Below are 13018 nucleotides of genomic sequence, written 5' to 3'. Positions count from 1 at the left end.
TCATATGAAAAATGAAAATATCAATCGCATTATAGAAACATTTCTTAGTGATTTTAATGAAATGTGTAAAACCAATCGCAAAGATTTTCTCTTAAGAGAACGTATGGTTACTTATGAATCTGGTTCTTTTATAAAAAAATATAATGTTACCTATAGGTTAAAGCAAAAAAATAACAGTTGGCTTATTGAAGCTGTTAGCAGCGGTTTTTGGATTTTCAAAAAAAGGTTTTTACTGCTGCGAATTACTAAAACTAATAACAAAATAAATTTTTCAGGCCTATATACCTCTTCAATACCTGATTTTGAAGAATCATTAATCGAAGAAAAATTAAAAAAATACATAGAAATCTGTAAATCCTTACCTCAGAATGCCTTTGTTAACTCCTAATAAAAATATTCACTATATCTCCAAAAAAAAGCTTTTTAGCAATAGAATATGGACTAAAAATGCTAATCCAATATATTTAAAAAGCTGTTTGTTTTTTGGAACTACATTAATTGATAGAACAAACACCTTAGATACGGGCATTAATTTTTCAATTATAGACAGTATTCCTATAACTTCAGGCTTCTCTCTTTCTTTCGAAGAATTATGTAATGAAAGAGCCAAAGAAATTATCAATACTACTAATTCTAAAATTAAAATTTTATGGTCTGGAGGAATTGATTCTACTGTAGCGCTTGTTTCTTTAATTAATAACCTAAAAGAAATTAATGAAATTGATCGATTAAAAATAGTATTATCTAAAGAATCAATACTAGAATATCCTACTTTTTATCAAAAAATTATCAAAGATCAACTAGATGTAGAGTTTATACAAACAACTATCTTAAACCATATACACTCCCATGAGGTAATTGTTACAGGCGAACATGGAGATCAGATATTTGGTAGTGATAAGCTTAAACATACTATAATAACAAAAGAAGCATTTAGACCATATGAAGAAATTTTAGAATTCATTATTTCTAGAAAATTAGGTACTGATAAATTTAGTGCTTCAATTATAGATTTTATAGAACCCCAACTAAAAAAATCTCCTATTAAAATTATTACACTATATGACTATCTATGGTGGCTAAATTTTTCCTTAAAATGGCAAACAGTATCTATGAGACTAGTACATGGAATTAATAGAACAGCTATCGATTTAGAATCTAATGTATTTCATTTTTTTAAAAGTGATGGTTTTCAGAAATGGTCAATTTCTAACCACTCTTCTAAAATTAAGAATGAATGGAAATCTTATAAATATGTTGCCAAAGAATATATTTATAAGTTCCATAAAGATGAAAATTATTTAATAAATAAAGAAAAAGAACAATCTTTAAAAGAAGTGTTAGTTACTAAAACTAATTTCTCCTTGCTAAATTACTCAAAAAACTGGATGAACAGAGTAAAATCATACCGCTAGAGAACCCGTAAATCTCTTAGGAGAATATCATTATATAAAATGTTTAAGAAACAAGCATACTGTATAAATCAATAGATCATAAACATCTAAACATACCACCTAATCTTCAATTTACATTATATATTCCATTCATTATTCTTATCTTTTACATCTAATTAAATACTAAAACCAAAATATCATGAAATTCCTACCCCTATATTTTACATTGGTTTGCCTCTTTTTTTTGAATTGTAAATCACAAAAAAAAGAAGAAATAGATATAAGTAACGAAACCATTATAGAAATCCCTAAAAAAACTATAAAAAAACCAGTAAGTGATATCAAAATTGATCCAATACAACATGCTTCGACAATTTTAGAATGGAAAGGAAAAACAATCTATATTGATCCTTCAGGAGGGTTTAAGGCTTTTGAAGAAAAAAAACCTCCAAATTTGGTACTCATTACGGATATTCATAGTGATCATATGGATATAGAGACTTTAGATAGTCTTGACTTATCAAAAGCAGAGATTATTGTTCCCCAAGCTGTTGCCGAAAAGCTCCCTGCAAAATATACTGATCATTTGGTTATTATAAATAATGAAGAAACAAAAGAAGTACAAGGCATATCTATTGAAGCTATTCCTATGTATAATCTCCGTGAAGAAGCTTTAAAATTTCATAATAAAGGAAGAGGTAATGGATATGTAATTACTTTAGGGAAAAAACGTCTCTATTTTTCAGGAGATACAGAAGATATTCCAGAAATGAGAGCTTTAAAATATATTGATATGGCTTTTGTATGTATGAACTTACCCTACACTATGACTGTAGAAAGTGCTGCAAATGCTGTTCTTGAATTTAAACCAAAACAAGTATACCCTTATCATTATCGTGGAACAGAAGGGTATAGTGATATTGTAAAATTTAAAAAACTTGTCTCTAAAGATACAACTATTGAAGTAGTACAATTAGAATGGTATCCTAGTATCGATCATAATGCAGAAAAAAACTAAAATCACACCCAGCTAGAATCAACCCCCTTAGCAAGTCTATAAGATTCCTTAAAAGCGGTAATCTTAATAAATTAAGAATCTATGGGGTATTAAAAAAGGTCTGTAAAAATACAGACCTTTTTTAATTATAATCATTTATAAAATATAGTTATACTTTTTTAACTCGAACTGCATTCATTCCTTTCTGACCTCTCTCTAGTTCAAAAGTAACTTTATCATTTTCTTTAACATCTTGCATCAAACCATTAACGTGTACAAAATATCTTTCTTGGGTCTCTTCATCGTTAATAAAACCATATCCCTTAGAATCATTAAAAAAAGCAACTTTTCCTCTTCTAACCGGATCAAATTCTTCTTTTTCTCTCTTTGGGATTCCGATCTCTATATTTTCAGCTTTAATTTTTCTTTTCTTCGTTGGATCTGGAGGAGTATCAGTGGTGTAACCATTTTCATCAACATAAGCAATCATACTATCTAGTCCATTACCCTTATTAGAATTTGCTTTACGTTCTATCCTCTTTTTCTGCTTTTCTTCGCGCTTTTTTAATTTCTTTTTTTCTTTTTCAATTTTACTAAAAGTCTGTTGTGATTTTGCCATTCGTTTTTATACACTTTTTTATTAAATTTATTTTGCATCTATGAATACCATAAATGTTGTCATTGAAATACTAAACGAACGATTGGAAAACTACAATTTATAAGATTGATTTACCGAATAATTTACCCAGTTGTTGCAATAACCAGAAGATATATACAATATCGTATATACTTCAACCTTTTATACAAAGATAAGTTTTCATTTTTGAATAAAAAAAACTCTTTGCTAAATTAAGAGTTATCCACATAAATATAATGGATTCATCATTAATATTAGTGCTGAAATAAAATGTTAAGTTTTTTTGTTAAAAAATATTTTTTGGATATCATAATATATATACTCAAAACAAATTTAATTATTGATAAAACTTAATTTGTAGATTTGTCAATTATTTTTTTTTCTTAAAGAAATTAACTTTTCTATAAATTTGTAAATGGAACATACTACTGAAAGAAATCATCATAAACATTTTGCTATTTACAAACCATATGGTTATTTAAGTCAGTTCATTAATAATGGTCAAAAACAAAATTCAAAAAAACTCTTAGGAGAATTATATAATTTTCCAAAAAAAATGATGGCTATTGGTAGATTAGATGAGAAATCAGAAGGTTTATTATTATTAACTACAGATGGAAAAACCAGTAATCATATTTGTAGTAGCAAAATAGAAAAAGAATATTATGCTCAAGTAAATGGAGATATTACATCAGAAGCAATTGAACTACTAAAACAAGGGGTTGAAATTGGTTTTGATGGAAAAAAATACACTACTTCCCCTTGCAAAGCTTACAAATTAGATCCATTTCCAAAGTTTCCAGAAAGATCAAAAAAAATACGGGATGATAGACATGGTCCTACAAGTTGGGTTTCTATTACGCTAAGAGAAGGTAAATTTCGTCAAGTACGAAAAATGACTTCGGCCGTTGGGTTTCCTACATTAAGATTGATAAGAATCCGAATAGGAGATATTTACTTAAAAAATATGGAAATTGGAGAGGTTAGAGCGTTAGATCTTACATTTATTTAGCTCGTTTGCTGTAAACTCTCCTTCTTATACTTTTAATAAGCTTATTATAATTTAGTTCATCATAAGATAAATGATTTAAGACCACAGCTCTATTCTATAAAAACATTCAAAAACAATAAAAAATAGGTTCGCCCTCTACTCAATAGTCTTGTTAGTAACTTCGCTATGCATATCCCTTAAAAATCATTAAATTCGCAAAATAACAATACACACATTTTTAAAACATACATAATGAGTAAAGAAGTAGTAATCGTGTCTGCAGCACGCACACCAATTGGAAGTTTTATGGGTAGTTTATCTACTGTTCCTGCGACTCAATTAGGAGCTACTGCAATTAAAGGCGCACTAGATAAAATAAATTTAGATCCTTCTCTAGTAGAAGAAGTATTTATGGGTAATGTTGTACAAGCAGGAAATGGGCAAGCTCCGGCTAGACAAGCAGCATTAGCTGCTGGGGTCAATGAAAATGTTCCTTGTACCACTATAAATAAAGTGTGTGCCAGCGGTATGAAAGCTGTTATGCATGCTGCTCAGGCTATTGCTTTGGGTGATGCCGATATTATTGTTGCCGGAGGAATGGAGAATATGAGTCTGATACCTCATTACGTACGATTAAGAGCTGGGCATAAGTTCGGACCTCAGACTATGGAAGATGGTATGCAAAAAGATGGATTAGTAGACGCATATGATCAAAATGCAATGGGAGTTTGTGCTGATCTTTGTGCAAAAGAATATGATTTTAGTAGAGAAGACCAAGATGCTTTTGCTGTACAATCATATGAGCGTTCTGCTAAAGCTTGGGCAGAAGGTAAATTTGATAATGAAGTTGTTCCTGTCTCAGTTCCACAACGTCGTGGTGAACCAATTTTGGTTACAGAAGATGAAGAATACAAAAATGTAAAAATAGAAAAAATCCCTGCTCTTAGACCTGCTTTTTCTAAAGATGGATCAGTAACCGCAGCAAATGCATCAACTATCAATGATGGAGCTGGAGCAGTTGTAGTGATGAGTGCAGAAAAAGCAGCAGAACTAGGTTTACAACCTCTTGTAAAAATAACTGGGTATGCAGATGCTGCACAAGAACCTAAATGGTTTACTACAGCTCCTGCAAAAGCACTCCCAAAAGCGTTAAATAAAGCAGGAATTACTATTGATGATGTAGATTTTTTTGAATTTAATGAAGCTTTCTCTGTTGTAGGGTTAGCAAATTTGAAAATTCTAGGTCTTAACGACACTAATACTAATATAAATGGAGGAGCTGTTTCTTTAGGGCATCCATTAGGATGTTCTGGCGTACGAATACTAATTACATTGATGAACGTATTAGAGCAAAATAACGCAAAAACAGGTGCTGCAGCCATCTGTAATGGTGGCGGTGGTGCATCAGCTATGGTAATTGAACGTCTATAAATTATATGTTAGAATATAAGGTTTAGATTTTTATATTTCTAAACCTTATACTTTCTATCTTATTTCTTACAATCTTATTGTCTAACATCTAGTGTATAATTAGCTAGTTTCTATAAAAAATCCATGCAATACGGTATTTGCAATCTAAGTATTGTCCCATTACGTTTTGAACCAAAAGATCCTAGTGAAATGGTTTCTCAGGTATTATATGGTGAGCATTTTAAAATACTAGAGCAACGAAAAAAATGGAGTAAAATACGTTTAGCTTTTGACAGCTATGAAGGTTGGATCGATAACAAGCAGTATATAGAAATTACTGAATTAGAGTACCAAAAATTTGAAGGATACTCCCCTTCTATGGTAGGAGATATGGTAGAATTTGTAAGTTGTAAAGATAATCAACTAATGCCAATTCCATTAGGGGCTTCTTTAACAGCATTAGATTTTTTTAAACATCAATATGAAGGAACCAAAATTGTAGAAAAACAAACAAAGGAAAACATTGTTTCTACTGCATTTTTATTCCTTAATGCCCCATATTTATGGGGTGGAAAAACAAATTTCGGCATTGACTGTAGTGGTTTTTCCCAAATGGTATACAAACTTAATGGATATCGACTATTAAGAGATGCCTCGCAACAAGCAACACAGGGTGATCCATTAAGTTTTATTGAAGAAAGTGAACCTGGAGACTTAGCTTTTTTTGATAATGATGAAGGAGTAATCACTCATGTAGGTATTATGATGAAAGATAATTATATTATTCATGCGCATGGTAAAGTGCGAGTGGATCGTATAGATCATACTGGGATTTATAATGTCGAAAAAAGAACTCATACGCATAAATTAAGGGTGATTAAAAAGATTATCTAAGATTTTAACTTATGTAGTAATGATTTCCAAAAAAAATCGAACATACAGGTACAACTTGCGGATAGCCTAAAATTATTAAATATAGGTCGTTAAACATTTTATGATGCTTTTGGCACTCCTCATAATACAGAATAAAATACCAGAGTGATTGAGTTTTATAAAAAAATGGCTATAAAGCTTTTGATAAACACTTGTTTACACTAGGAATAGATATTCAAACAGACTTACGGAAGGAACTATTTTTATAAACTTTATGATTTTAATAACATTACTTACCTTAGTTTTATGTAATTTTGAAACGATCATTTCATTTTAATTATGCCAAAAACAGAAACTTTTAATAGAAGCCAAGTTTTACAACAAGCAACAGAAGTATTTCATAAAAAGGGATATAACGGTACTTCTATGCAAGATTTAGTAGATGCCACTAAACTGAATAGATCTAGTATATATAACTCTTTTGGGAGTAAATTGAATATGTTTCTAGAAGTTTTATCACACTATCAGTCAATACATAATCATAATTTTAGTCAAGGAATAGCAAAATCATACAATGCTTCAAAAGCTATTGAAACAATTTTTGACTTACATCTACAGGAAATTGTAAATGATCAAGATCATAAAGGTTGTATGGTTATAAATTGTAAATCAGAAATGACAAACCAAGAACCTTCAATTAACTCTTTTATGGAAAAGAATCAGGATAAAATGATTGTTATGCTAGAAGATATTGTAAGCAATGGACAAATGGAAAAAATCTTTAATCAAAAACAAACAGCAAACCAATATGCACTATACTTATTTTCATCTATCCAAGGGTTTAGAATGACAGGCATATTAAATAAAAATAAAGAAGAACTTAAAAACCTTATAAACATTATACTTAAGGTATTATATTAATTTTTTTTAACTTAATCTGGAACGATTGTTCCAAATAAATAATTTGAACACAAAAAATAATACAATGAAAAAACTAGAAAACAAAGTAGCTGTTATCACTGGAGCTAATAGTGGAATAGGATTAGCAACAGCTAAGTTGTACCTACAAGAAGGAGCCAAAGTCGTTCTTTCTGGAAGACGACAGGAAGCATTGGATGAAATAACTGCTGAACTCAAAGGGGATTTTATCGCAGTTAAAGCTGATGTAGCTAAACCAGAAGATAACAAAAGATTAATTGAAGAAGCAACCAATGCTTATGGAAAAATTGATATTCTTTTTCTTAATGCAGGTATTGCACCTGTAGCTCCAGCTCACGAAATATCTGAAGAACATTATGATACATTATTTAATACTAATGTAAAAGGACCAATATTAGCAACTAAAGAGGCATTACCACATCTAAATGATGGAGGTACTATATTATTTACCAATTCTATCGTTAGTCAAAAAGGTTTTGATGGATTGGGAGTTTATTCTGCTACTAAAGGTGCATTACGTGCATATCAAAGAGTATTAACTTCGGAAGTAAAATCTAGAAAAATAAGAGTGAATTCTATTGCTCCAGGACCTATTGACACACCTATTTATGGTAAAATGGGACTTCCTACAGATGTTGTAGAAGAAATGGGTAAAGGTTTTGCACAACAAGTACCCTTAGGTCGTTTTGGAACTTCTGAAGAAATTGCTAAATCAGCATTATTCTTAGCCTCAGATGACGCTTCTTACATCAACGGCGTAGAATTAGAGATTGATGGTGGATTAAGTCAGATATAATCTATTAGAGGAGTATCAATATTATTTACCTTTAAAATCAAAAATTCTCACTAATTTTTATGATTAGTGAGAATTTTTTTGCCTGTAATATAATTTAATATTTTTAAATATATTAATAATTTTAAAACTGGGATATTTAATTTGATAATGATGTATTATACAAGATCTATATTATATAAATCCTCTTTTTCGCGCCTCTTCTAATAACATTTGATCATCTGCCTTAGCTATAGAAAACATCTCCTTAATCTGATTTTTTCTCTTCTCTATTGCACTTAATGATAAACTTACATAATTGGGTAAGTTTTTAGTCTTAACACCACGAGATAAATGATATAGAATTTTTAAATTTTTCTCATCTAGAGAAAACTTATTAGTCATCATTTTTCTAAAATGATCATTTACAGTAGCACTATAATATGCTTTACCTTTAATAATATTATTAAACGCCAATAGCAATTCACTAGAAGTCAAATCACTTTTAATCAAAAAACCTGCAGGATTAATATTCTTAAGAATATTATGAATTCTGTGATCCTCTCTGTGCATGGTTAGTATAATAATTTTTGACTTAGGCAGTAATTCTTTAGCATGTTTTGCCAGATCTTCTCCAGAAGTAATAGCTCCGTCTGTAGAAGGGGGTAATTTAATATCGACAAAAAGCATATCATAAGGAACCGTCTCCGAGGATTTTACAATACTTGCGTATGCATCATCACAATTAGATGCGATGTCTATCTTAATTTGATATTCTCTTTGATTTTCTCCTAATAAGGTATTCTTATACCCCTCGATGATCATAGGGTGATCATCAATCATAAGAACTTTTAGCTTTTTCTTCATCTTAAAAATTTATTGTTTTTAGGTTTTAAAATTGTATTCTCATAATATCACTGATATAACATTACGAGTATACATTATTTTTAGTGTAATTCTACTATTTTTGTATGTAATGGCACACTAACTGACACAGTAGTACCTGATTCATTATCACTTACAAAACTAACTACCCCATTCATCTGTTCTACTCTAGATGCAATGTTTTTTAACCCAATTCCTTTTTTAACCTTACCTGTTCTAAATCCTATTCCATCATCTAAAATAGTAAGATTTATGGTATCATCGACATAATCGAAATTAATTTTTATAATCTCAGCACTGGCATGCTTAAAAATATTCTGCATAGATTCTTGTAAAATCCTAAAAAAATTAACCTTTTTCTGGTCATCTATGCCCTCCCAATCAATATCCTCATCATTACTAAATTCGAATTCTATACCATGTACATTACATAAATCCTTAATTAAATTTTCTACTGCATCAATATATGCTACATCAGACGGTAAGGTCTCTGCTCCCAGATCATGGGAGATCAATCGTATTTCTTTTTCTATTGATTTTAGTTCATCTATATATTTATTTCTGGTTTCTGTAAATCCATCATTAGCACGCTGATTGATACCATCTAAGCTTAATCGCACTCCAAATAGCCTCCCCAAAACTCCATCATGCAATTCTTCTGACATACGTTTTTGTTCTAATTGCCTTCCTTCTTCTAGTTTTACCTGCTGATTAAGTAGTAATCGATAAATCTCTTCATTAGACTCTTGCTGGGTCTGCGCAAATAGTAGTTCTTTATTACTTTGTTGTTGCCTAAAAATAATATATCCTAATAAAAACAACGTAGTTAACCCTAATATCGCAATTATTAGAATTTGATTTTCTTTACTGATTTGCTCATTTTTCTCTACAATTTCATCAGTTTCATAACGGATACGAGCAAATTTATCTCTAAACAAACGTTCTTCTTTGACCAAACTATCATTAAGTGCAATATATGTATTGGCATATACTAATCCTTTATCACTATCTGATATTTCTGATAGTAATTGATATGCTTGTAATAATTCTTCATTATTATGTAATTCTAATGATACATCACGAGATTGTTCTGCATACATTCTAGCAGTTTTATAATCATCAATATACCTATAATACTCTGCTAAATGTAAAGTATTCGTAGCAATACCATATCTATCATTGATACTATCTCTTATATTTAATGCTTTATAAAAAAGATCTGGAATATTTGCCATATCGTTTGACAAAAAGTTAACATAAGCTAGATTATCTAATAATTGAGAGTGTCGCTTTGGCTTAGTACTTAAATAATCAGTATAGGACAATGCCTTATGATAATATTCTTTTGCTTTATCATAGTTCTTCTGAGATTTATATATAGTACCTATATTGTTATAAGATATTAAAGTTTGTAATATTTCATTACTTGTACCTTTAGCATAGTCTATAGCTTTTAATTGATAGTCTACCGCTTCATCATATCGCTCCAAATATTTTGCTAATATTCCTAAATTAGTATAACATAAATACAAGAATTTTATATTCTTAGATAATTCAAATTTTTCTATTGATCTTATAGTTAGCGCCTCGCTTTCACTATAATCTTTTGTTTTTTGTAAAATACGAGCCATGTCAAGTAGTACTTTTCCTTGCTCATAATCATTTCCTGAAACTTTTGAATAAATTTGTTTTGCTTGATCAAAATAATAATATGCACTATCAATTTTAGAAGTTCTATAATATATCCCTAAGTTCCTATATGATTTAGCTATACCCAAAGAGTCATTAATTGAACTGGCTATCTTCATTGCCTTCATGTTCATTTTTTTATAACTCCGATAATCTTTTAAAATGTAATAACTAGTTGAAATATCATGAATTTTATTTCTCTTATAAATCCCATCTTCAAACGTAGAACAAATGTTGTATGCTTTTTCTAAGTTTTTTTTCCTTTCATCAATAGGAAGATAATTATTCTGAGAATTTTTTATATAAGATATTATCAAATTAGATTTCAACTCTTTATCATCAACCTTATCGGATTGTCCACATCCAAAAAATATTAGTATAAAAAATAAACTTAAAAACTTACATAAATTAATAATCATAAAAAAACTGTTTATTATCTAAATTAAGGAATTCTACTTCAACAAAAAAGAACTTTAAGTTTAAAGTTCTTTTTTGTTGAAGTAGAATTATTAAGCACATAATTTTATACTACTCTGGAGGAATTTCATCAGCAGCATCTTCTCCTCCTATAATATCTGTTTGTTCTTCAATACCAACTTGCTCATCTACAGAATCTGCTTCACAAGCAATAAATAATGGACTTAATAGTAATACGGCGAATATTATTTTTATAGTTTTCATAATAGTTGTTTTTTTTAGTTATTAGTTTTTTTCTTTTTAATACCTAATATCTTTACTAGGGGATTATTTAATTTATTTTTTCGGGACTATGATGCGCTGCGACTTTATTTTCTTAAGAATACCAACACCTAACTGTTGTTTGGGTTAGTAGTTCTAATTGTACACTACAAATGTAGAATCTTTATCCCCTCGCACCTAATATATTATAGTACATTTAGTAGATAGACCTCTATCAAATGTACATTAACCGATTATACGAGTAAATGAACGGATTTTAGGGATCTTTATATTTGTAGGAAATCATGTACTAAGAGTTTTATAATATTAGTTATTGTTCTTTTTTATAAAACCAATAAGTTATAATAAGATATTGGCTAGTATTTATCAGGTATCAAATTTATATATATATCAAACTTTTCTTGGCTAATGCATCTTTGATCTCTTCTACATTATTTTTATATGATTTAGAAAAAGGGATCATATCATCTATATTTTTAATTGCACATTTTGCTTTTCCAAAATGTATTCTGGATACATAATCCGTATTGATAATATAACTATTATGAATCCGTACAAAATGATCTGGTAATAAATGTTGAAAATGCTTTAAAGTTTTGAACGCTTCTACCTTACTACCATCACTCATTATAAAATCAGTAGTATTGTTATCAGCTTTGAGATACAAGATTTCATCTACATCTACAAATCGATAATCTCCATAGGATCTAAAACACAATGTATTCTCTCCTATCTGATCAAAATCTTTTTTAAACCGCATTAATGTTTTATTAATCTGATTTTTATTAAATGGTTTAAGAATATAATCCATAATTCTGTTACGTATACCCTCTATCGCATATTCTGATGTTTTAGTAATCACTACAAACTCTGGTAATCGAACCATATATTTAGCCAACTCCACCATTAAAGAATACCTTGTAGTAGTACAATACATTCCTGGTACTTCGGGCTCTAAGAAAACAATACGAGGTCTTCTTTCTAAAATTAAATCTAATGCTTCTTGTTCATTTTCTGCTATTCCTGTACAGATGTAATCTGTTTGTTCTTCTAAAAATATTTGAATAGAATCTGCAATTTTATGATCATTATCAATAACAACATAAGGGTATTTCATAGGGTATCTGATTAGTAATTTTGGTGCCGGTCAATAGCTACGATATATTCTATCTACAAGATAATGCATTTGCTCTTTCTCTTGTATGCGGTAAAACCATAATATTAATATGGGTAAACTTTAGTGTAAAAATTTACAAAAACCCCACTTAGCGATGATTATCAGCATTTTATCGAAAAAAAAGCCAAAACAGATTAAATCTATAGATTTAACACTACCCATATAGTTTTGTTAAAAAAGATTAAAAAAGCAATTTAGCAACCAAAAAATCATAATAAAAAAACCTTTTTATATTTTTTTTATTGTATATAGGTAATGTTTTTATTAACCTTAATACTCTAATTAGATTGATATTAAAAAAATATCTGTTAAACAATATTTTACAATAAATAGCACCTCTTTTTTCAATCTTAAAAATGGTTTAGCATATACATTACTTATGGTTATCCCTATCGTATTTATTATTTTCAAAAAAAACACAATTCAACTATTTAATTTACAGTCAATTGAATATTTTTCACATATAAAAGAAATAGCAACTATCTTATCTAGTTACTATATAAGTAGATTTTTAAATATATTTATTGCTACGTATAGACTCGTAAGAAAACACTG

General features: G+C 29.2%; 13 protein-coding genes. 8 read left to right on the top strand and 5 right to left on the bottom strand.

Annotated features, from left to right (window positions below; all coding sequences use genetic code 11):
• Positions 1 to 4 precede the first annotated feature (4 nt).
• The 3 genes from N456_RS13260 (at position 5) to N456_RS13250 (ending at position 2412) form a co-directional block, all read left to right on the top strand.
• A complete protein-coding gene (locus N456_RS13260) occupies positions 5 to 388 on the top strand; it encodes a hypothetical protein (RefSeq protein WP_062057933.1) in 384 nt (127 codons plus the stop codon).
• Complete coding sequence (locus N456_RS13255) at positions 369 to 1415, top strand: hypothetical protein (RefSeq protein ID WP_062057931.1); 1047 nt, start codon at positions 369 to 371, stop codon at positions 1413 to 1415. Before N456_RS13260 ends, N456_RS13255 begins: the two co-directional genes overlap by 20 nt.
• A 178-nt stretch (positions 1416 to 1593) precedes the next feature.
• Positions 1594 to 2412 (top strand): MBL fold metallo-hydrolase, encoded by an 819-nt coding sequence (locus tag N456_RS13250; protein WP_062057928.1) that lies wholly within the window; start codon positions 1594 to 1596, stop codon positions 2410 to 2412.
• A 148-nt stretch (positions 2413 to 2560) separates the two neighbouring features.
• On the opposite strand, the gene N456_RS13245 is transcribed toward N456_RS13250, so the two are convergent.
• Positions 2561 to 3010: a cold-shock protein gene (locus N456_RS13245; protein WP_062057925.1), complete on the bottom strand. Its 450-nt coding sequence runs from the start codon at positions 3008 to 3010 to the stop codon at positions 2561 to 2563.
• Between the two features lie 433 nt (positions 3011 to 3443).
• On the opposite strand from N456_RS13245, the gene N456_RS13240 reads away from it, so the two are divergent.
• The 5 genes from N456_RS13240 (at position 3444) to N456_RS13220 (ending at position 8037) form a co-directional block, all read left to right on the top strand.
• Positions 3444 to 4040, top strand: coding sequence for a pseudouridine synthase (locus N456_RS13240; RefSeq protein ID WP_062057922.1), 597 nt, complete (start codon positions 3444 to 3446; stop codon positions 4038 to 4040).
• A 231-nt stretch (positions 4041 to 4271) separates the two neighbouring features.
• Positions 4272 to 5450, top strand: coding sequence for an acetyl-CoA C-acyltransferase (locus N456_RS13235; protein WP_062057920.1), 1179 nt, complete (start codon positions 4272 to 4274; stop codon positions 5448 to 5450).
• Between the two features lie 123 nt (positions 5451 to 5573).
• The gene (locus tag N456_RS13230) at positions 5574 to 6323 is read left to right on the top strand and encodes a C40 family peptidase (RefSeq protein ID WP_062057917.1); all 750 of its coding nucleotides are present in this window, start codon (positions 5574 to 5576) and stop codon (positions 6321 to 6323) included.
• Between the two features lie 318 nt (positions 6324 to 6641).
• Positions 6642 to 7223 (top strand): TetR/AcrR family transcriptional regulator, encoded by a 582-nt coding sequence (locus N456_RS13225; RefSeq protein WP_062057914.1) that lies wholly within the window; start codon positions 6642 to 6644, stop codon positions 7221 to 7223.
• A 64-nt stretch (positions 7224 to 7287) separates the two neighbouring features.
• Positions 7288 to 8037, top strand: coding sequence for an SDR family NAD(P)-dependent oxidoreductase (locus N456_RS13220; RefSeq protein ID WP_062058630.1), 750 nt, complete (start codon positions 7288 to 7290; stop codon positions 8035 to 8037).
• Between the two features lie 171 nt (positions 8038 to 8208).
• Here N456_RS13220 and N456_RS13215 read toward each other — a convergent pair whose 3' ends face one another.
• The 4 genes from N456_RS13215 to N456_RS13205 form a co-directional block, all read right to left on the bottom strand.
• Positions 8209 to 8880 carry a response regulator gene (locus N456_RS13215; protein ID WP_062057911.1) on the bottom strand — a complete coding sequence of 224 codons (672 nt, stop codon included), beginning with the start codon at positions 8878 to 8880 and terminating at the stop codon, positions 8209 to 8211.
• 80 nt (positions 8881 to 8960) lie between these two features.
• Positions 8961 to 11006: a tetratricopeptide repeat-containing sensor histidine kinase gene (locus tag N456_RS13210; RefSeq protein WP_062057908.1), complete on the bottom strand. Its 2046-nt coding sequence runs from the start codon at positions 11004 to 11006 to the stop codon at positions 8961 to 8963.
• A gap of 109 nt (positions 11007 to 11115) precedes the next feature.
• Positions 11116 to 11268, bottom strand: coding sequence for a hypothetical protein (locus tag N456_RS24490; protein ID WP_158447889.1), 153 nt, complete (start codon positions 11266 to 11268; stop codon positions 11116 to 11118).
• A gap of 397 nt (positions 11269 to 11665) precedes the next feature.
• The gene (locus N456_RS13205) at positions 11666 to 12403 is read right to left on the bottom strand and encodes a LytR/AlgR family response regulator transcription factor (protein WP_062057905.1); all 738 of its coding nucleotides are present in this window, start codon (positions 12401 to 12403) and stop codon (positions 11666 to 11668) included.
• Between the last annotated feature and the right edge of the window lie 615 nt (positions 12404 to 13018).

This window comes from Aquimarina longa SW024, assembly GCF_001401755.1.
Taxonomy (GTDB): domain Bacteria; phylum Bacteroidota; class Bacteroidia; order Flavobacteriales; family Flavobacteriaceae; genus Aquimarina; species Aquimarina longa.
This window is presented reverse-complemented; position numbering and strand designations above follow the sequence as displayed.

Bases quoted from the DNA above. Each gene is read 5' to 3' on its own strand.
- N456_RS13260 (WP_062057933.1), top strand. From the start codon at position 5: ATGAAAAATGAAAATATCAATCGCATTATAGAAACATTTCTTAGTGAT.
- N456_RS13255 (WP_062057931.1), top strand. From the start codon at position 369: ATGCCTTTGTTAACTCCTAATAAAAATATTCACTATATCTCCAAAAAA.
- N456_RS13250 (WP_062057928.1), top strand. From the start codon at position 1,594: ATGAAATTCCTACCCCTATATTTTACATTGGTTTGCCTCTTTTTTTTG.
- N456_RS13245 (WP_062057925.1), bottom strand. From the start codon at position 3,010: ATGGCAAAATCACAACAGACTTTTAGTAAAATTGAAAAAGAAAAAAAG.
- N456_RS13240 (WP_062057922.1), top strand. From the start codon at position 3,444: ATGGAACATACTACTGAAAGAAATCATCATAAACATTTTGCTATTTAC.
- N456_RS13235 (WP_062057920.1), top strand. From the start codon at position 4,272: ATGAGTAAAGAAGTAGTAATCGTGTCTGCAGCACGCACACCAATTGGA.
- N456_RS13230 (WP_062057917.1), top strand. From the start codon at position 5,574: ATGCAATACGGTATTTGCAATCTAAGTATTGTCCCATTACGTTTTGAA.
- N456_RS13225 (WP_062057914.1), top strand. From the start codon at position 6,642: ATGCCAAAAACAGAAACTTTTAATAGAAGCCAAGTTTTACAACAAGCA.
- N456_RS13220 (WP_062058630.1), top strand. From the start codon at position 7,288: ATGAAAAAACTAGAAAACAAAGTAGCTGTTATCACTGGAGCTAATAGT.
- N456_RS13215 (WP_062057911.1), bottom strand. From the start codon at position 8,880: ATGAAGAAAAAGCTAAAAGTTCTTATGATTGATGATCACCCTATGATC.
- N456_RS13210 (WP_062057908.1), bottom strand. From the start codon at position 11,006: ATGATTATTAATTTATGTAAGTTTTTAAGTTTATTTTTTATACTAATA.
- N456_RS24490 (WP_158447889.1), bottom strand. From the start codon at position 11,268: ATGAAAACTATAAAAATAATATTCGCCGTATTACTATTAAGTCCATTA.
- N456_RS13205 (WP_062057905.1), bottom strand. From the start codon at position 12,403: ATGAAATACCCTTATGTTGTTATTGATAATGATCATAAAATTGCAGAT.